This is a genomic window from Sporacetigenium mesophilum DSM 16796, from assembly GCF_059569055.1.
In genome coordinates this window covers 19495-39488 of sequence record NZ_JCANUR010000017.1, presented here as the reverse complement: position 1 = coordinate 39488, position 19994 = coordinate 19495, and the positions used below count along the sequence as shown (strand labels likewise).

The following is a 19994-nucleotide window of genomic DNA, read 5'->3' as shown; positions in this document are numbered from 1 at the left end:
TGATATATTTAATTTATACAAAATATGTAAAGTTTTGAGGTGTTTTTATGGGCGATAAAAAAATTATAAAAATTCACAATAAATCAGATAAACCAGACAATATTGTCTTAAAAGAACATCAGGTTATAGAAAGATGTATAAATATAGAACATGAATTGCCAAGTTTTTTGAAAGATTACTCAATATACCTTAAAGGATCTGTAGCTTCGTCTACCCGCCTTGCTTATTTAGAAGATATATTATTCTTCTGCAAGTATTTGGTTGAAAATACAGATATAACATGTGCTAAAGAATGTGTTGATATAAAACAAGACGAATTTAATACTATAAAAGCAAGAGATGTTAACATATTTTTAGGAGATTATTGTTCTAGATATTATAAAAATACAGAAAAAAATACCTTAGTATTTGAAAATAACAATAGAGCTTTGGCTAGAAAAAAATCATCTTTATCTACCCTATTTAAATTTCTATACAGAAACGAACAATTAGAAGTTAATATAACGGATGGATTTAATCCTATAAAGCTTCCTAAGCCTCAACCAGACGCTATAAAACGTTTAGAAATAGATGAGGTTGCTAAAATGCTTGATATAGTTGAGTCAGGTGAAAATCTAACAGAAAAAGAAAAGGTATATTGGAAAAAAACAAAATTAAGAGATAAGGCTATACTTGGGTTATTTGTTACCTATGGTCTAAGGCTTAGTGAATTAAGAGAACTAAACATATCTTCTTTTAACTTCTCTAGAGGGGAATTTAAGATATATAGAAAACGTGGTAAGGAAGTTTTAATGCCTCTTAATAATACATGTGAACTTTTAGTAAGAGAATATGTAAATAATGAAAGAACCGTTAGTGAAAACTTACCAGAGGATGTAAAAGATGCTTTATTTTTATCCTTACAAAATAAAAGAATGACTCCAAAAGCAATAAGAGACTTGGTAAAAAAGTATACTTCTATGGCTATGCAAACATCTAGAGAAAGTGGATATAGTCCTCATAAGTTAAGAGCTACTGCCGCTACCTCTCTTATACAGTATGGATTTTCTATATATGATGTTCAAAACTTATTAGATCACGACAATGTAACAACTACGCAGCTTTATGCGGCTCACAAGAAAAATGTTAAAAGAGATATTGTAAAAAACTTCGAATGGATAGACGAAAATGATAAAAAAGATAAAGATAACTTAGCTAAACTAGAGATTTAATTTAAAAAGAACAAATGTTTGTATTTAAATATATACTATGGTAAAATATAACCATAATATTATATTAATTAGAAATGAGGTGATTTATAATGTATCTAGATTTAAATGATAAACAAATACATATATTAAATTATATTAAAGATCAACTTAATGCAAAAGGATATCCACCATCAGTTAGAGAAATATGCGTTGCTGTTAACTTAAAATCTACGTCAACAGTTCATTCTCACTTAAGTAAACTAGAAAAAAAGGGTTATATAAGAAGAGACCCTACCAAACCTAGAGCTATAGAAATACTAGATGCTGCTAACCTAAATGATTCTACAGGAGTTAATCAAGAAATACTGCAAATTCCATTAGTAGGTCAAATAACAGCAGGTCAGCCTATATTAGCAGTTGAGAATATAGATGAATATATACCCCTTCCAGCAAGTTTAGTATCAGGAAAAGAGAACTTTTTATTAAAGGTAAAAGGCGAAAGTATGATAAATGCTGGTATATTAGATGGGGACTATATAGTAGTAGATAAAACTTCAGTTGCTAGCAATGGAGATATCATTGTTGCTTTAATAGAAAATGAATCTTCTACTGTAAAGAGATTTTTTAAAGAAAAAGATTTTGTAAGGTTACAACCAGAAAATGATTTTATGGAACCTATAATAGTAGATGCAAATAAAGTTAGTATTATAGGTAAAGTAACTGGGGTGTTTAGAGTTATAAAATAGGACTTCTATATAATAATAGAAGTCCTATTTTTTTAATTTCCAACTACTAAATTTGAGCAAGGTCCCTGATTTTCAAGGTAGTTGGCGACATGAGCGTAGCGAATTTTATTTATTAGATTTTATATTTTGTAATGCTTTTAAAGCTCCTAGTTTTGAATGATCAAATGTAAGACCTCCCTGGAAGTATACATTATAAGGAGGTTTAACAGGGGCGTCTGCACTAAGTTCTATTGAAGAACCTTGTATAAAAGCTCCAGCTGCCATTATAACATCACAATCATATCCTGGCATTGCCCAGGGTTCTGGCTTAACAAATGAGTCCACTGGGGCAGCAGATTGGATGCCTTTACAAAAATCTATAACTTCTTTATCACTATTAAGTCTTATGCATTGAATAATATCACTTCTTAAATCGTCATATTTAGGTAAAACACTATATCCAACTTTCTCAAACAATCTTGCACAGAATATAGCTCCCATTAAAGCTTGAGATACTACATATGGAGCTAAGAAAAACCCTTGAAGTACAGTTCTTGATGTTCCAAATGTAAGACCACATTCCTTACCAATACCTGGAGACGTAAGTCTATATGATATAAGTTCTATTAATTCTTCTTTTCCTACAATATATCCTCCAGTTAAAGCAATGCCTCCACCAGGATTCTTTATAAGAGATCCAGCCATTATATCGGCACCTACATCTGTTGGCTCTTTAGCCTCTATAAACTCGCCATAGCAGTTATCAACCATAACAATAACTTCTGGTTTTACTGATTTTACAGTGTTTATTATTTTTTCTATATCGTCTATAGTTAATGACTTTCTCCAACTGTATCCTTTAGACCTTTGTATTAAAACTAACTTAGTTTTATTATTTATTGAACTTTTTATACCTTCATAATCAATTTCTCCATCATCTAAGAAATCTACTTGATTATATGTAACTCCAAATTCCTTTAGAGAACCTTTAGATTCTCTTATTCCTATAACTTCTTCTAAAGTATCATATGGTTTACCTGTAACAGATAATATCTCATCTCCAGGTCTTACTAAGCCTGTAATACATAGTGTTAATGCATGAGTACCATTTACTATTATAGGTCTAACAATAGCATCTTCTGTATTAAATACTTTAGCATAGATTTCTTCAATTTTTTCTCTGCCTATATCATTGTACCCGTATCCTGTTGTCCAATTAAAGTGTATATCACTTAAATTAGCTTCTTGCATTGCTTTTAATACCTTATATTGATTATATTCCCTTACTTGTTTTATTTCTTCAAACATATTACTTATATCTTTCATTACTTCTTCAGATAAAGAAAATAGATCTTCATCTATTTTGTAAAAATCAATTAGCAAATCTTTTGTCTCTTTAAGCATATAAACCACCTGTCTTTATGTAAATATTTCAAAAGCAACATTAGAATTTTAACATAATATAGTACTATGTTGCAATGTTTGCAGAAATATATTGTTATTTCCTTAAAAGAACATTTGTTCTTATATGGGAAATATAGCACTTTGTCAAATAAAAAACAGGATAAATAGAATCATGCGACTATTTATCCTGTTAAATATTATCTTTTATCTACTTTGAGTTTGGTTTTGGTTGTTGTTAGTAAATGCTACATGCTTATCTGGTATTATTGTAGATACAGCATGTTTATATATCATATTTTGCTTTCTGTTTTCACCTTCAACTAATATGATATAGCTATCAAATCCTTTTACAAATCCCTTTACTTGAACCCCATTCATTAAAAAGATTGTTACAGCAACCTTTTCTTTTCTAGCATGATTTAAGAATAAATCTTGTAAATTCAAAACAGTACTTCTCATACGTTAAACCCTCCCGAGAATTTTTATATATATCTATTTAAATAACAAAAGCATACTATCTTATATTCTACATAATTTCTTTTGCATTTTCAATATATGACAATATATCAATTTCTAGTTTTTGTAAATCAGTATATTCATCTAAGTCAAACCACTTAGCTTCTTCATATCTCTTAAACCAAGTTATTTGTCTTTTGGCATATCTCCTTGAATCTCTCTTTACTATTTCTATAGCTTCATCTAAAGAATATTCATCATCTAAATACTTAATTATTTCCTTATATCCTATTCCTTGCATAGATACCATGTCTTTACTGTATCCCATAGATAATAACTTTTTAACTTCATCAATTAATCCATTTTCTATCATTATATCTACACGTCTATTTATTCTATCATATAAATGCTGTCTGTTTCTATTTAAAACTATTATTATTGGTTTGTATTCTGGATTGTATTTTAAATCTAAGCTAAAATCATCCATTTGTTTTCCTTGATAACATACCTCAAGGGCCCTTATAATTCTTTTTGTATTATTAGGATGTATTCTACTTGCAGCCTGTATATCTAGTTCTTTTAGTTTGTTGTGTAAATATATAGTACCAAATTCTTCAGCTTCATTATTAAGCTTTTCTCTTATTTCGTTGTTAGCATCTGATTTTGCAAAATCCATATTGTATATTAGTGAGTTTAAATACAACCCTGTTCCACCAGTAACTAAAGGTAATTTATCTTTTTTATCTATTTCTTTTATATATTTTTTAGACCTTTGTTGAAATTCTGCAACAGAGAATTCAAAATCTGGTTTTACCTCATCTATTAAATAATGCTTAACCCCTTGCATTTCATCGTATGTTATTTTAGCTGTACCAACATCCATATATTTATAAACTTGCATTGAGTCAGCTGAGATAATCTCACAATTTAACCTTTTAGCAATATTTATAGATAATTCAGTTTTTCCTACAGCAGTTGGCCCCGTTAATATTATTAAAGGAATAATACTCAATTTTACAGCCCCTTCCATTTCTACATTACTCTCTTAAACATTTTTTCAATTTCATATTTAGTCAATTCTACTAATATTGGTCTTCCATGAGGGCATGTAAATGAATTTATACATTTTTCAAGTTCTTCTAATAATTTATCTATTTCTATATCATGTATATAATCATGAGCTTTTATGGCTGATTTACATGCCATAGACGCTATTTTTTCTTTTTTAAGTTCATAATTACTTGTAATATTATCCATGTTATCTATTATATCTAATATGAACTTTTCAGATTGAGGCAACCCAAATAGATTAGGCACACTTCTTATCATAATGTGATTATTGCCAAAAATCTCTACTTCAAAACCAAGTTTTAAAAATAAATCTAGATTTTCTTCCATTGATAGCATATCTTTACTAGAAACCTCTAGTACTATAGGGTCTAACAGTAATTGCATGTTTATTTCTTCTTTATTAAACTTGTCCATATATTTTTCATATAGTATTCGTTCATGACCAGCATGTTGATCTAATAAAAATAGCGAATTTCCCTTTTCTAGAACTATATAGGTATTAAATAGAGTTCCTATTACTTTGTAGTTTTTAAAGGAAATTTTGTTATCATGGCTATAACTGTCCTCATTTATATAATCATCAGTAGTTTCTTTAATTTGTAAATTTTCCGAAACATTAGGTTTATCTAACTTAATAAAGTCATCTATTTCAAACTTCTTATTTAAATTTAAATCATTTATTTCTGAATTTATATCTATTATATCTAATTGTTTGTTATTATCTATAATATCGATTTTATTTTCCTCTATAGCTTTTATATCTTCTGTATTGAAATTTAATTTCTCTATTGATATTGGTTGTATAGGTTTTTGATTAAAGCTTATTTCTGGAGTTTGATACTTACCTATTAAAGTAGAATTTAAAAGTTTGTTTTTTATTGTATCTCTCATTGTTATATATACATCATTTTCTTTTTCAAATTTTATTTCAAGCTTAGTTGGATGTATATTTACATCTATTTTAGACGGATCTAAAGTTATATTTAAAAAACATATAGTATGCTTATTTATAGGAATTATTGATTTATAGGCTTCTTGTATAGCATCTAGTATGACTTTGCTTTTTACATACCTTTTGTTTACATATATATGTTGTAAACTTCTATTAGCTCTATATATGTTATTATTTCCTATATATCCATCAACTTGCATTATATTGTTGTCTATATTGATACTTATTAAGTTATTATAAATTTCTTTGCCGTATACACTTCTTATTGTATTTAATAAATTTGCATCACCAGGTGTAGTCAATATTACTTTATTATTATTTATATATTTAAATTGTATATTATAATTACCTATAGCTAGCTTATTTATCATATCGCTTATATTCATATTTTCGGCATTAGATGATTTTAAAAACTTTTGTCTTGCAGGAGTGTTAAAAAATAGATCTTTTACTATTATAGTAGTACCTACAGTAGTACCTACTGGTTCTTTAGATACAAGTTTTCCACCATCTATTATCATCTTAGTACCTATTGGTTCATCTTTAGTTCTAGTTATTATTTCTATTTTAGAAATTGATGATATACTAGCAAGAGCCTCACCTCTAAATCCTAGGGAATATAAATCATATAGATCATCTACTTTAGTTATTTTGCTTGTAGCATGTCTTAAAAATGATTTTTCTACTTCACTTGATGCTATACCTTCACCATTATCAGTTATTCTTATTAGTTTTTTACCGCCATCTTGTATTTCAATAGTTATCTTAGAAGACTTTGCATCAATTGCATTTTCTACAAGTTCCTTAACTACAGAAGATGGTCTTTCAACTACCTCTCCTGCAGCTATTTTATTTATAGTTAAATCGTCTAATATATTGATTTTTTTTATCACTTTAAATCAGCCCCATATATCTATACATTTTATTTTTTTGCCTTTATTTGAAGATTGAATAAAGCATTCATAGCTTCCATTGGAGTCATATTTATTATATCTAAATTTGTGAGTTCTTGTATTAAATTATTTTTATCGAAGCTTTCAAAAGATAATTGCACATACGGTTCTATAGAAATAGCAGTTTCTTTTATTACATCTTCATATTCATTATCTTCAGTTTTACGACCTTCTAATTGAACCGTTGTGTTTATATGATTTTTCTCTAAATCTTTAAGTATGTTAGTAGCTCTTTTTATTACATCATTTGGAAGATTTGCAAGCTTGGCAACATGTATACCGTAGCTTTTATCAGCTCCTCCAGATACTATTTTTCTTAAAAATACTATATTTTCTCCCTGTTCTTTAACGGCTATAGAGTAATTTTTTACGCCTTTAAAGTCAGCTTCTAAATCTGTTAATTCATGGTAATGAGTTGCAAATAAAGTCTTACAACCTATATTATTATGAATATATTCAACTATAGACCAAGCTAAGCTAATACCATCATAAGTGCTAGTGCCACGTCCTATTTCATCAAGTATTACTAAACTATTATTTGTAGCATTTTTTAGTATTTGAGAAACCTCAGTCATCTCAACCATGAATGTACTTTGACCTTGTGATAAATCATCGCTTGCACCAACTCTAGTGAAGATTCTATCCATTATAGGTATATTAGCGTATTCGGCTGGTACGAATGACCCTATGTGAGCCATTAAACTTATAACTGCACATTGACGCATATATGTTGATTTACCTGCCATGTTAGGTCCAGTAATTATATCTATCATATTGTCATTATTATTTAAGAAAGTATCATTAGGCACAAAATTTTCTTCTCCTATTATACTCTCAACAACTGGATGACGACCATTTTTTATATCTATAAATCCGTTATTATTTATTGAGGGTTTACAATAGTTATTAACATAAGCTATTGTTGCTAAAGACTGAAATACATCTATATTTGCTATAAGTTTAGCAACATTTTGTATTCTATCTATGTTTAGATATATATTATTTCTAATAGTAACAAATAAATCGTACTCTAATTGCTTTATCTTATCCTCTGCATTAAGTATCTTATCTTCTATCTCTTTAAGCTCTTGGGTAATAAATCTCTCAGCATTGCTTAGTGTTTGTTTTCTTATATACTCATTTGATAAATCTATTTGTTTTAAATTAGTTTTTGTAATCTCAATGTAATATCCAAAAACTTTATTAAATCCTATTTTAAGAGACTTTATGCCAATTTTTTCTCTTTCTCTATTTTCTAGATTTTTTATCATGTGAGCCCCATTTTGAGATATTTGTCTAAGTTCATATAATTCATCATTAAACTCAGACTTTATTATCCCACCTTCTTTTATAGTAAGGGCTGGTTCTTCTAATATAGAACTATCTATTAAATCATATATATCTTGTAAATCATCTAATTTTTCGATATATTTTTTTAGCTTTGTAGCATTTGAATTTAATATTATGCTTTTCAAACTAGGAAGCTTTTCTATAGAGTTTTTAAGATTTATCATCTCTTTTGGACTAACTTTTTCAAATGCAATTTTACCGCATATTCTCTCTATATCATATACATTTTTTAAAGTATCATTTATGTCTTCTCTTAATATAAAATCATCTTTTATTTCTTCTATAACATTTAATCTTTCCTCAATTTTCACTTTATTTATAAGTGGTTGCTCTATATATTTTCTAATTAATCTTCCACCCATAGCTGTACTAGTTTTGTCTAATACAGAAAGTAGAGAACCTTTTTTTTGATTATTTCTCATAGTACTAGTTAGTTCTAAGTTAGAACGAGTAAACATATCAAGTATCATGTATTCCTCAGAATTATACACGTTTATACTATTTATATTACTAGTTACTTGTTTTTGAGTATTAAATACATAGTTTAAAAGAATAACTAAGCTTTTTAATGTAAACTTATCTTTATTAATATTAGTAGAAGTTATATATTCACTAGAAAAATACTCGTTTAATATTTGTTCATTTAAAAAATCTTCATTAAAAATTTTATTAATATATATATTGTTAAGCAAAGCTATTGTTTCTAAATTATCTAGGTAATCATTTTCATTTGAAATTATTTCACTTGGATTAATTTTAGCTATTTCTTCTATAATTTTATCTTCTTTCAATGATGTAGAGTATAACTCTCCAGTGCTTATATCAACATAAGAAATTCCTACATTACCATCTTCTAAATATAATGCCATTAGATAGTTATTTTTTTTATTTTCAAGTAGATTTCCCTCCATTATTGTACCTGGAGTTACTACCCTTGTAACATCTCTTTTTACTATTCCTTTGGCTACTGATGGATCTTCAACTTGTTCACAAATGGCAACCTTGTATCCATTTTCAACCAATCTTGATATATAATTGTTTGCAGAATGATGTGGTATACCACACATTGGTGCTCTTTCATCAAGACCACATTCCCTGCCTGTAAGTGCTATCTCAAGGGTTTTAGAAGCTGCTATTGCATCTTCAAAAAACATCTCATAAAAATCTCCAAGTCTAAAGAAGACAATACAATCTTTATATCTGTTTTTTACTTCAAAATATTGATTCATCATCGGAGTAAGCTTTTTAAGGTCTATATTTTTTATATTCATTATATTAATTACCCCCTTAATTCAAAAGCACTCTATATAGAGTGCTTTAAACAAATTATTCTTCTATAACTATACCGTTTAATGAGAACGTCTTAGGATCAATTATTTTAATATTAACAAGCTCACCTATTAATTCTTCATTTCCTTCAAAATTAACTAGTTTATTTTGTCTAGTTCTACCTGTTAACTTATTCTCATCATTTTTACTTTTTCCTTCAACTAAAACCTCAACTATTTTATCTCTATAGCTTTCATTTATTTCAGCTGATATCTGATTTATTTCTTTAAGCAATCTATTAAACCTTTCGTGCTTTGTATCATCTGGTATCTGGTCTTCCATAGTAGCTGCTGGAGTACCTTTTCTTATAGAATATATAAATGTAAATGCAGAGTCATATCTAACTTTTCTAACTACATCTAGTGTATCTTCAAAATCTTCTTCAGTTTCTCCAGGGAATCCAACCATAATATCTGTTGTAAGTGCTACATCAGGTATTTCTTTCTTTACTTTCTCATATAGATTTAAATAATCTTCCTTAGAATAATGTCTATTCATTTTTTTAAGTAGGTTTGTACTTCCACATTGGATTGGTAAATGTAGCGACTCACATACTTTATCACAATCTCTCATTGCATATATAACATCATTAGATAAATCCTTTGGATGTGGAGTCATGAATCTTATTCTTTCTAAACCTTCTATTTCATTTACGTCTCTAAGTAATTGAGCAAAAGTATAATCTTCTTCTAATGTCTTACCATATGAGTTAACATTTTGACCAAGAAGTGTTATTTCCTTAGTTCCATTTGCAACTAAATCTTTTATTTCATTTATTATGTCTTGTGAGTTTCTACTTCTTTCTCGCCCTCTTGTATAAGGAACTATACAGTAAGTACAGAAGTTATTACATCCATACATTATATTTACAAATGCTTTTAAATCGTATTTCCTATTACTTGCAAGACCTTCAACAACTTCTCCATCAACATCCCATATATCAACTAACATATTATCAGACTCCATTGATTCTGTTAACAATTGAGGGAATTTATAAAGATTGTGAGTACCAAATACTAATCCTACATGTTTATATTTAGTTTTTATTTCTTCAACAACATGAGGTTGTTGCATCATACAACCACATACAGCTATTACTAAATCAGGATTTTTAGCTTTTAGTGATTTTAGATGACCTAAGTTTCCATATACCTTAAGTTCTGCATTTTCTCTAACCGCACAAGTGTTATATATTATAAGATCACATTCTTCAGGCATGAAACCTCTTTCATATCCCATAGTCTCAAGCATAGCACATAATTTTTCTGAATCATGCTCATTCATTTGACAACCAAATGTTTGTATTATATATTTTGGATTTCTTTCATGTATAGCATAATATCTATTGTTTCTTTCACCTATAGCTTCTATAAATCTTTCTTGTTCCTGTATTTTATCTATTGAAACATGTACTTGTTTTCTTTTACCCATTGTAATGCCTCCTTACAAATATCATTTTCTGTCGATACTATTGAGTTTCAAAGCTTATTATATCAAAGATATTTGTAAAATTAAAGATGTTATTGGTAAAGAACTGTTGATATTTTATTCTTATGGGAATAAAAACTTATTAACTAGTAAGAATAATATATATATAAAATAATATTATAAGGGGAGTTAAGATGATAGTAGTATTAGTGAGAACAATTATATTATATATAGCAGTTTTAATAGCATTAAGAGTAATGGGAAAAGGTGAGCTTTCTGAAATGAATCCCTTTGAATTAGTAATAACTCTTATGATAGCAGAAGTTGCAGCATTTCCAATGGAAGATAATAAAGTTCCAATTACATATGGAATAGCAGCAATAACAGGTCTTATGTTTATACAAATGATAGTATCATATATAAGTGTAAAAAGTACTAAAGGTAGAGAAATAATATCTGGGAAACCTACTATTTTAATACGAAAAGGTATATTAGATGAAAAATCAATGAGAAAAGAAAGATTAGGTATAGATGAATTACTAGAACAATTAAGATTACAAGGCTATTTTAATTTAAGAGAAGTTCAATATGCAATATTAGAAACAGATGGAGATTTAAGTGTAGTCCCAGCTCCAGGTTTAAGTTCAGACGACGAAGATCAATCTAAGGACTTCAAGCATCTTCCGATAATGCTAATTTTAGATGGCACGATTTTAAAGGAAAATTTGGCAATGATAAATAAAGATCAACAGTGGTTACTTAATAAACTTAAGAAAAAAGGTATAAGTGATTTTAAAAGTACCTTCATATGTATATTAGATGAAGACGATAACATATACGCACAAATAAAGCAAAAAAAGGAGTAGTATTTATGAAGGCTTTTATTGGAGTTATGATATGGACGTTTGTGTTAGTTATGTCAGGGGTTTATATTAATAAAGAAGCTAATGAATTTGTAAATTACTATACTGATAAAATTAAGTTAGTTGATGAGTATGTAGAAAATGAAAAATGGGATCAAGCAACTATCGAATTAGAAGAAACCTATGAAAATTGGGTTAAAGAAAAAGGCAAATGGTATGTAGTTTTAAATCACGGAGAATTAGATACTGTAACACTATATCTTCATATACTAAGAGATGGAATAGAAATGAAAGATCCAGCTTTATGTGTAGAACAAGTCGAACTTATACAACATTCATTTCATCATATAATAGAAAAAGAATCTTATGGTATACACAATATATTTTAATAAAAATTCGCTACGCTCATGTCGCCAACGACCTTGAAAATCAGGTCCGTTGCTCAAGGTTATCAGTTGGATATTATAACTTATCCACAGATCGGATAAATTATAATATCCTTGTAATTTAAAAAGAAATCTCGCACTATACTAGATTTCTTTTTATTATTTTATTTATGATTAACTTTATATAAATACAATCCTTTTGCAGGTGCTGTATCTGAAGCCTTAGTTCTATCTTTAGCTTCTAACATTTCTTTTATATTTTCTGGATTTATTCTTTTTAGCCCTACGTCTATTAATGCTCCTGCTATTATTCTAACCATATTATGTAAAAATCCATTTCCATGTACATATATTTCTATCAATTCATTTTGTTTTTGGATATCAATAGAGTATATTTCACGTACATTAGACTTTTTCTTAGACTTAGAAGATGCAAAGCTAGTAAAATCATGTTCTCCTATAAGATATACACATGCCTTTTTCATAAGATCTATATCTAAGTTTTTTTCTATATGATTTGTGTATTTTCTTAAAAATGGATTATGATATTTAGAATTCCATATTTTATACAAGTATGTTTTAGATGTACAGTTATATCTTGAGTGAAATCTATCATCAACTTCTTCTACATCTCTTACTACTATATCTTCAGGAAGATATTTATAAAGATAATCTTTTATATCTTCAATACTCATATCACTATTCATCTTGTAGTTTGCCACTTGACCAATTCCATGAACTCCTACATCTGTTCTTCCTGAACCTATTATCTCTATATTTTCATTACTCATTTTACTAATGACAGACTCTATTTTCCCTTGAATCGTCATATCTGTATCACCAAGTCTTTGCCACCCTTTATATCTTGAACCATCATATTGAATAATTAGTTTTATATTTCTCATTTTATACCCTTTCTTGTTACATAGATTCTAACAATTTATTTACAATTTTAACCGTAACTGTGGTTCCTATACCTTTTACACTTTCTATATTAATTTCTCCTCCATGGGACTTAACTATTTCATTACTTATAGCAAGGCCTAAGCCACTCCCTGATTTATTATAATTCTCTTGGAAAAACTTAGAAAATACCTTTTCAAGATTTTCTTTACTTATGCCTTCTCCATTATCTATAACTTTTATATAAGTATAATTTTCATCTTGGTAGGCCTTTATAACTATATAATCATTTTCTTTAGTAAATTTTAATGAGTTTTGAAGAAGATTTATTAGAACCTGTTTTAATCTATTTTTATCACCTTGTATATTTTTAAGCTCCCCCTCTATATCTAATGATAAGTTAATATTTTTTTCATTAGCTTTTATTCTAAATTGATTTATTGTATCTCTAAGTAACGCATATAGATTTACTATATCTAATTGAAGTTTAAGTCTATTAGATGATAGCTTAGAAAAATCTAGAAGTTCTTCTACTAATTTTATGAGTCTGTCTGTTTCATCTTGAATTATGCCTAAACCTAAATCTAACTCATCTTGTGTGGCTCCATAGCTTAGAGTTTCACTCCATCCTTTAATAGATGTTAGAGGTGTTCTTAGTTCATGAGAAACAGATGATATAAACTCATCTTTTAATTTTTCACTTTTGTCTATTTCTTCTGCCATATATTCAAAAGTTTGTCCTAGTTCTCCTATTTCATCATCTGATATTTTTCTATTTTTTAATTTTATATTGTAATTTCCATGAGCTAGTTCATTTGCAAAAACTTTTAATTCCCTCAATGGAACCACTAGTGTATTTGCAAACTTTAAACTAAGTGATAAGGCTATACCTAATATAATAATACCTGCTAGAATAAGACTGGCTATTATCTTTATTATTGTTATATCTATATTATCTAAGGATACTGTGTATCTAACTAGTCCTTCTATTTTGTTGTTTACTTTTAAAGGAACAGACACACTCATAACATGTTCTTTTGTCTCTTTCGTAGTATATACATATGGATATATTTTATCCTTTAAAGCTTGTTTAATGTCTTCATATTCTATTTTTTCACCTGAACTAAAACCATATTGATCTATTATCATATTATAGTTATTATCTATTACTTGAACTGCAAATTCAAAGTTTTTATTAGAAATTTCTTTTGAATATATATGATTTAGTTTAGTTTCTAAATTGTCACTAGACATGTATTTACTATAAAAATCATATGTGTAAGAGGCTTTATTTAATAATGATTGTTCCACTGAATTATAATAGTAGAATTTAATATAGAAAATAAATAAAGCTTCAAATAAAACTACTGTTATTATTATTATTTTTAAATAATTTAGTATTATCTTCTTTCTTAATCCTTCAAAATGCAGACCTTCAAAATGTAACAATGTTACTCTTCCTTTCTCCAACAATAACCATATCCCCATACTGTTTGTACGTATTTAGGTTTTGACGGGTCATCTTCTATTTTATTTCTAATTCTTCTTATATTTACATCTACTATTTTAAAATCATATAAATAATTTTTACCCCAAACCTCGTCTAGTATTTGATCTCTACTAAGTGATTTTTTTGTGTTAATCATTAGATATTTTACAATAGAAAACTCTGTCGGTGTTAAGTCTATTTCATGACCATTTTTATACAATTTTCTTTTGTTTGTATCAAGTTTAAATGGCTCACTTTCTATAACACTGTTATCTTTTTTAACATCATCTTTTTTTAACCTTCTGAGAAGTGCACTTACTCTCATAAGCAATTCTTTTATACTAAACGGTTTAACTATATAATCGTCTGCTCCAGAAATAAAACCTTCTATTTTATCTTCTTCTTGAGATTTTGCAGTCATCATTATTATTCCGACAGAATCAAAATTATCTCTTATATATTTACATACTTCTATACCACTGATGTCTGGCAACATCACATCAAGAAGGGCTATTGAGATATCTTTTTCTTCGTTCATTTTATCTATGGCTTCTTGCCCAGTAGAGGCTTCTATAACCTCATAACCTTCTCTTTTTAAATTTATACTTACAAAGCTTCTTATTCCTATTTCATCTTCTAATATCAGTATTTTATCTTTCATACAATCACCCTTACATTAATTAATATATTAATTTAAAATTATTTTTTATTATTTTTTGTGTTATTTCTATATTTCTAGATATATTTGACTTATTAATAACCCCCATAAATACCTTTGTATCAGTTTCTGCTATATAAAAACTTGAATCTCCCATAGTAGGAACTTTTTGGCTATCATCTAATGTATTTTTATCTATATAACCTATGGTAAATATATTTTTTTGTGTTGATACATGTGGATCTAAATAATAAAATTTAAAATAAACATTGTTTCCTTTATATTCTTCTTCAACTCTTAATTTATTTACAAGAGATGAAGGAATTCTAAACTCTAAATTATAGTTGTAATTATAATATATTTGCGATGTAAACCTTAAATCCTCGATTTCTTCATTATTTTTATTATTCTTATTATTCCATTCATACCATGTTACTGTAGAAGAGCTTTTAATTCTATAATTATTTTTTTCAGTAACAACAGGTATATCTAATATGCCATTATTATTTATATCTTGATTTGATATATAATAAGATTTATACGTAGCTGCATAATAATCATTAAAAGCTTTTTCTAATGTATCTTCTTCTTTATAAAGAATCTGTGTATAATAACTATCTTGTGTTAAGGGTATATCTATCATAATCCCTTTCTTTTCTGAAGAAATATTCCCTAATGTTATATACGAGTCTGATATGTCGTAATTTGATTTTAATTTCATATGATCTACTAAGTTTAGTTTAGTATCAAAATTACATAAACTTGCATACATATCATAAGTTATCCCATTATAATTAAATAAAACTATATCTACAATATTGTCATTATCTAAATTTCCTATTTTTATTTTCATGGGATAATTCTTAACCTCTTCAGGTAACCAATTTTGGTTCAAAGTATAAATTTTCTCTATTTTATCTTCATTAAAACTATAAATACTCATTTTTGTATGTATTGTTTCAGCAATACTCCATATGAGTATTATTTCTTTTATTCCATCATTGTTTAAATCATAAAAATTAGCATATTCTAAACGAGTTCCTTTTTCAGAAGTAGTATCTACTAACTTGTACGATTGATTTTCTTCATTTAAAATCATAAATCCAATTTCATTATTTTCGGTATATATATCTTCTTTCTTTTCAAAAGCAATTACCTCTTTTATACCATCATTGTTTAAATCCACTTTGTTTATAGTGCCTACTTCAGATGAGTTTGAGGGAAGTATTAAAGAAGCTCTTGGTGGTAACAACTGGTTAATGTTTTTGTATAATGTCTCTTGCTCCTTATTGTTAATAGGCTTGTTTATTAATTGCTCAGGAGTTCTTGAACTAGTACATCCAGAAGATATTATTGAAATTATTGTAGCTAAAAAACATATAATAATGCGTTTCATTTAAAACCTCCTAAGTTATAAAAAACATATTACATATAGCTCTAGTGTTTATGGTTTTAATATCATATAAAGGAATTATATCTTATTTTGTGAATATGTATTATTTACCAAAGATTTCATCATATCTATTATCTCATAGGCATGTGTTTCATTCAATGCTTACATACTTTTTATAGTGATATAAATTTCACTTCCTTACATTTTATATTTTATTTATAATTATAATATTAAATATAAGGAAGTATATACCTTTTTAGTTATTGTTTATGTTTTTGCTAACCTGTAAAAATTTATTGATTGATTCAATCTCTGTTCTTTCTATTTCCTCTGTCATATTCCCTCTGCCTAGTCTATCTGCTAAGGATATTAGTCCAATTTCATCAATATTAATTTCAGATACCATTTGTGTTAATTCTGAAAATGGTAGGTTTTTGCTAACAAATAACGGTTGCATGTGCCATCTAGTAATTTTAGATACCTTTAAGATAAAATCTTCATCATCAGTTAACATATTCAAGAACTTTACAACTAACTTTTCTCCTTCCACATCATGATTGTACGATGTTATTCTACCTTTTCTTAATCTAGTTGTAGTTAATTTACCTATGTCATGTAAAAGGGCTCCCCACATAAATACTTGTTTGTTCTCACTTTTGTTCTTTAGCTTAGCTGCATTGTCTACAACTAACATTACATGATTCCATACACTTCCTTCTGGATGATATTTTTTAGATTGATCTATTTTTTCTAAATCAACTAGCCAATCAAAAGGTTCTTTATTTAGTTGACCTTCTTTTTTTAATTTATCTAAATATATAGATGGTTTTTCATCGTTTAATAGATGGTTATTTATCTCATTAAATAATTGTTCATTAGTCATAAATTTCATCTCCTATTAAAATAAATAATAGAGCTTAGAATAACTAAGCTCTATTATTTATTTTAACGTTTTTTATGTTATTTTATTTATAATTTTTTCATTAATTTAACTAATGGATTTCTAAATCTCATTTTCATTTTTCTTTTTTTCTTTCTTGCTTTAGGTGTTTTTTCAGTTATCTCTTCAGTTATATCTTGGTCTAAATTTAAATCATCAAATGAATTTTCTGTTGTTCTATCTTCTTGTGTTATATCCTTGTCGTATTTCTCTATATTAGTGTCTACATCAACATTTATATTGTTTTTTTTAGTTCTCTTCTTCATTCTAAATTTCATTTTTGCCATTAATCTATACCCCCATATAATTTTATTCATTCCTATATATAATATTTATTTTTTAAATTTTTGTTACCTTTATTTAAAATATATTTAAGTAATTTGCCCTACTAGGACGAAAATTACTAATAAAAAAAGCCTGTATTTGAATTATACAGACTCTGTTTATTAGTAATTATTATTTTTTCGGTGGTTTTGGACCCATGTATTGATAATAGTAGGCTTTTAACATTCCATTATATAACTTTCTATTTCTATCTGATTTTTTTCCAAATTCATACTCAAATTTTTCATGAGAAGTTATAATGTAGTAAGACCATGTGTCCAACTTTTTAAATACTTTTCCCATTTCTTTATATAAAGCTTTAACACTTTCTTTGTCTTCTAATCTTTCACCATAAGGAGGATTTGTTATTAAAAATCCATACTCTTCATCTATTTTCAAATCTTTAACATCTTGTACTTCAAAGTCTATATATTTACTAACATTTGCAAGTTTTGCATTTTCTTTTGCTATTTCTATAGATTCTGAATCGATGTCATAACCCTTTATCTTGAAATTTTCATTTTTTATAGAATCACGAGCTTCTTTTCTAACATTAGGCCATATTTTTTTATCTATAGTTCTCCATTTTTCTGATATAAACTCTCTATTTAAACCTGGTGCCATATTCAATCCTATCATAGCAGCTTCTATTAATATAGTTCCTGATCCGCATAATGGATCTATTAGGGGTCTTCCTGGTCTCCATGGAGTTAAGTATACTAGAGATGCTGCCAATGTCTCTCTTATAGGTGCTTGGTTTGATTTTTCTCTATATCCTCTTTTATGAAGAGCTTCTCCAGTTGTGTCTATACATAAAGTAACTTTATCTTTATTAAGAAAAACATATATTGGATATTTTTCTTTATTTTCCAGAAACCAATTTTCATCATATTTTTTCTTCATACTTTCTACTACTGCTTTTTTTACTATAGCTTGTATATCTGGTGTACTAAAAAGCTTTGATTTTATTGATGTAGCTTTATGTACAGGAAATTCACCATCATATGGTATATACTTACTCCAATCTATACGTTTAGTGCTTTCAAATAAATCATCAAATGTAGTAGCTTCAAATTCTGCTACTTTTAATAATATTCTTTCAGCACATCTAAGCCACATATTTGATTTGCTTATCCCATACTCATCTGTTGTAAATGTTACTCTTCCGTCTTCTACCTTTTCGATTTCATATCCTAAGTTTGTTATTTCTCTTGAAAGCATTTTTTCTACTCCAAAAAAACATGGAGCTACAAGTGTATACTTATTCATATAATTCCTCCTAGTTGTTTGAATCTAATACTTCATTCATGCTTCCTGTTCTATAACCCAACATATCTAAAGTAACATATTTAAATCCAAATTTTTGTAATTCATCATGAGTTTGTTTCATAAAGTCTTCATTAAAAAACTTTGAAATTTCATCTGGTGCTACTTCTATTCTAGCAATGTCCAAATGACATCTTACTCTAAACTGTTTAAATCCTAATTCAAGTAGATAATCTTCACTTTTTTCTATCATTCTTAGTTTTTCATCTGTTATTTTTTCTCCATAAGGTATTCTAGATGCTAAACAAGCAAATGAAGGTTTATCGAAAGTTTCTAATCCTAAATCTTTTGATAACATTCTTATATCTTCTTTGGTCATTCCTGCTTCTTTTAAAGGACTTACAATACTTAACTCCTCTAAAGCCTTCATACCTGGTCTATAGTCCCCTAAGTCGTCCATATTTGTACCATCAGCAACATATATTATATTGTTTGATGCTGCTATATTTTTTATATTAGTAAATACTGCCGTTTTACAGTAATAACATCTCAAGGGATCATTATCTATAAACTCTTTAACTTCAAATTTTTCAACTGGGACTAATACATGCTTTGCTCCAATTTGCTTTGCATATTCTTTGGCTTCTTCTATCTCTCTACTACTGTGCATAATCCCTTTAATTGTTATAGCTATAGCATTGTCTCCTAAAGTATCATGAGCCACTTTTAGTAAAAATGTACTATCTACACCTCCAGAAAATGCTATGGCTATGCTTCCTAACTTTTTTAAATTAGATTTTAATAAATCTAGCTTTTGATCTCTATCCAATTAAGACAACCTCCTATATATTTCTATTAATGTTAATTATATACTAATTTGTAGAATAAAATCAAATATAAAAGGTTGATAGATT

18 protein-coding genes are annotated in these 19994 nt (G+C 27.5%); 4 read left to right on the top strand and 14 right to left on the bottom strand.

The window, feature by feature from the left end; genetic code table 11:
• Positions 1 to 47: 47 nt before the first annotated feature.
• Positions 48 to 1211 (top strand): tyrosine-type recombinase/integrase, encoded by a 1164-nt coding sequence (locus tag BS62_RS12465; RefSeq protein WP_496491609.1) that lies wholly within the window; start codon positions 48 to 50, stop codon positions 1209 to 1211.
• An 89-nt stretch (positions 1212 to 1300) separates the two neighbouring features.
• Entirely contained in the window at positions 1301 to 1936 is a 636-nt protein-coding gene (lexA, locus tag BS62_RS12460) for a transcriptional repressor LexA (RefSeq protein WP_496491608.1), read from the top strand.
• A gap of 105 nt (positions 1937 to 2041) precedes the next feature.
• Here the strand turns inward: lexA and BS62_RS12455 are convergent, their stop codons facing one another.
• The 6 genes from BS62_RS12455 to miaB all read right to left on the bottom strand — a co-directional run bounded on the left by BS62_RS12455 (position 2042) and on the right by miaB (position 10861).
• Entirely contained in the window at positions 2042 to 3319 is a 1278-nt protein-coding gene (locus BS62_RS12455; protein WP_496491607.1) for a methionine gamma-lyase family protein, read from the bottom strand.
• A 204-nt stretch (positions 3320 to 3523) separates the two neighbouring features.
• Positions 3524 to 3778 carry an RNA chaperone Hfq gene (hfq, locus tag BS62_RS12450; RefSeq protein WP_496491606.1) on the bottom strand — a complete coding sequence of 85 codons (255 nt, stop codon included), beginning with the start codon at positions 3776 to 3778 and terminating at the stop codon, positions 3524 to 3526.
• A 67-nt stretch (positions 3779 to 3845) separates the two neighbouring features.
• Positions 3846 to 4805, bottom strand: a complete 960-nt coding sequence (gene miaA / locus BS62_RS12445; protein WP_496491605.1) for a tRNA (adenosine(37)-N6)-dimethylallyltransferase MiaA — start codon at positions 4803 to 4805, stop codon at positions 3846 to 3848.
• Between the two features lie 2 nt (positions 4806 to 4807).
• Positions 4808 to 6691, bottom strand: a complete 1884-nt coding sequence (gene mutL / locus BS62_RS12440) for a DNA mismatch repair endonuclease MutL (protein WP_496491604.1) — start codon at positions 6689 to 6691, stop codon at positions 4808 to 4810.
• Between the two features lie 29 nt (positions 6692 to 6720).
• Positions 6721 to 9372 carry a DNA mismatch repair protein MutS gene (gene mutS, locus BS62_RS12435; RefSeq protein WP_496491603.1) on the bottom strand — a complete coding sequence of 884 codons (2652 nt, stop codon included), beginning with the start codon at positions 9370 to 9372 and terminating at the stop codon, positions 6721 to 6723.
• 55 nt (positions 9373 to 9427) lie between these two features.
• Entirely contained in the window at positions 9428 to 10861 is a 1434-nt protein-coding gene (gene miaB, locus BS62_RS12430) for a tRNA (N6-isopentenyl adenosine(37)-C2)-methylthiotransferase MiaB (RefSeq protein WP_496491602.1), read from the bottom strand.
• A gap of 191 nt (positions 10862 to 11052) precedes the next feature.
• Here miaB and BS62_RS12425 point away from each other — a divergent pair, with 191 nt between their 5' ends.
• A complete protein-coding gene (locus BS62_RS12425) occupies positions 11053 to 11724 on the top strand; it encodes a DUF421 domain-containing protein (protein ID WP_496491601.1) in 672 nt (223 codons plus the stop codon).
• Positions 11725 to 11729: 5 nt separating this feature from the next.
• Entirely contained in the window at positions 11730 to 12110 is a 381-nt protein-coding gene (locus BS62_RS12420; protein ID WP_496491600.1) for a DUF4363 family protein, read from the top strand.
• Positions 12111 to 12271: 161 nt separating this feature from the next.
• On the opposite strand, the gene truA is transcribed toward BS62_RS12420, so the two are convergent.
• The 8 genes from truA to larE form a co-directional block, all read right to left on the bottom strand.
• The gene (gene truA, locus BS62_RS12415) at positions 12272 to 13012 is read right to left on the bottom strand and encodes a tRNA pseudouridine(38-40) synthase TruA (RefSeq protein ID WP_496491599.1); all 741 of its coding nucleotides are present in this window, start codon (positions 13010 to 13012) and stop codon (positions 12272 to 12274) included.
• 16 nt (positions 13013 to 13028) lie between these two features.
• Positions 13029 to 14483, bottom strand: coding sequence for a sensor histidine kinase (locus BS62_RS12410; protein WP_496491598.1), 1455 nt, complete (start codon positions 14481 to 14483; stop codon positions 13029 to 13031).
• A complete protein-coding gene (walR, locus tag BS62_RS12405; RefSeq protein ID WP_496491597.1) occupies positions 14462 to 15160 on the bottom strand; it encodes a cell wall metabolism DNA-binding response regulator WalR in 699 nt (232 codons plus the stop codon). The genes BS62_RS12410 and walR overlap by 22 nt, the downstream gene beginning before the upstream one ends.
• Before the next feature lie 19 nt (positions 15161 to 15179).
• Complete coding sequence (locus BS62_RS12400; RefSeq protein ID WP_496491596.1) at positions 15180 to 16553, bottom strand: hypothetical protein; 1374 nt, start codon at positions 16551 to 16553, stop codon at positions 15180 to 15182.
• A gap of 253 nt (positions 16554 to 16806) precedes the next feature.
• The gene (locus BS62_RS12395) at positions 16807 to 17433 is read right to left on the bottom strand and encodes an HD domain-containing protein (RefSeq protein ID WP_496491595.1); all 627 of its coding nucleotides are present in this window, start codon (positions 17431 to 17433) and stop codon (positions 16807 to 16809) included.
• A gap of 86 nt (positions 17434 to 17519) precedes the next feature.
• Positions 17520 to 17777: a hypothetical protein gene (locus BS62_RS12390; protein WP_496491594.1), complete on the bottom strand. Its 258-nt coding sequence runs from the start codon at positions 17775 to 17777 to the stop codon at positions 17520 to 17522.
• Between the two features lie 169 nt (positions 17778 to 17946).
• Positions 17947 to 19083 carry a THUMP domain-containing class I SAM-dependent RNA methyltransferase gene (locus BS62_RS12385; RefSeq protein ID WP_496491593.1) on the bottom strand — a complete coding sequence of 379 codons (1137 nt, stop codon included), beginning with the start codon at positions 19081 to 19083 and terminating at the stop codon, positions 17947 to 17949.
• A gap of 10 nt (positions 19084 to 19093) precedes the next feature.
• A complete protein-coding gene (larE, locus tag BS62_RS12380; protein ID WP_496491592.1) occupies positions 19094 to 19909 on the bottom strand; it encodes an ATP-dependent sacrificial sulfur transferase LarE in 816 nt (271 codons plus the stop codon).
• Positions 19910 to 19994 lie beyond the last annotated feature (85 nt).

What these genes read in the sequence shown, in the direction of transcription:
- BS62_RS12390 (WP_496491594.1), bottom strand. Translation starts at nt 17,777, where the DNA reads ATGGCAAAAATGAAATTTAGAATGAAGAAGAGAACTAAAAAAAACAAT.
- hfq (WP_496491606.1), bottom strand. Translation starts at nt 3,778, where the DNA reads ATGAGAAGTACTGTTTTGAATTTACAAGATTTATTCTTAAATCATGCT.
- BS62_RS12400 (WP_496491596.1), bottom strand. Translation starts at nt 16,553, where the DNA reads ATGAAACGCATTATTATATGTTTTTTAGCTACAATAATTTCAATAATA.
- BS62_RS12455 (WP_496491607.1), bottom strand. Translation starts at nt 3,319, where the DNA reads ATGCTTAAAGAGACAAAAGATTTGCTAATTGATTTTTACAAAATAGAT.
- BS62_RS12425 (WP_496491601.1), top strand. Translation starts at nt 11,053, where the DNA reads ATGATAGTAGTATTAGTGAGAACAATTATATTATATATAGCAGTTTTA.
- BS62_RS12395 (WP_496491595.1), bottom strand. Translation starts at nt 17,433, where the DNA reads ATGACTAATGAACAATTATTTAATGAGATAAATAACCATCTATTAAAC.
- lexA (WP_496491608.1), top strand. Translation starts at nt 1,301, where the DNA reads ATGTATCTAGATTTAAATGATAAACAAATACATATATTAAATTATATT.
- BS62_RS12420 (WP_496491600.1), top strand. Translation starts at nt 11,730, where the DNA reads ATGAAGGCTTTTATTGGAGTTATGATATGGACGTTTGTGTTAGTTATG.
- truA (WP_496491599.1), bottom strand. Translation starts at nt 13,012, where the DNA reads ATGAGAAATATAAAACTAATTATTCAATATGATGGTTCAAGATATAAA.
- BS62_RS12465 (WP_496491609.1), top strand. Translation starts at nt 48, where the DNA reads ATGGGCGATAAAAAAATTATAAAAATTCACAATAAATCAGATAAACCA.
- walR (WP_496491597.1), bottom strand. Translation starts at nt 15,160, where the DNA reads ATGAAAGATAAAATACTGATATTAGAAGATGAAATAGGAATAAGAAGC.
- miaA (WP_496491605.1), bottom strand. Translation starts at nt 4,805, where the DNA reads ATGGAAGGGGCTGTAAAATTGAGTATTATTCCTTTAATAATATTAACG.
- miaB (WP_496491602.1), bottom strand. Translation starts at nt 10,861, where the DNA reads ATGGGTAAAAGAAAACAAGTACATGTTTCAATAGATAAAATACAGGAA.
- BS62_RS12385 (WP_496491593.1), bottom strand. Translation starts at nt 19,083, where the DNA reads ATGAATAAGTATACACTTGTAGCTCCATGTTTTTTTGGAGTAGAAAAA.
- mutS (WP_496491603.1), bottom strand. Translation starts at nt 9,372, where the DNA reads ATGAATATAAAAAATATAGACCTTAAAAAGCTTACTCCGATGATGAAT.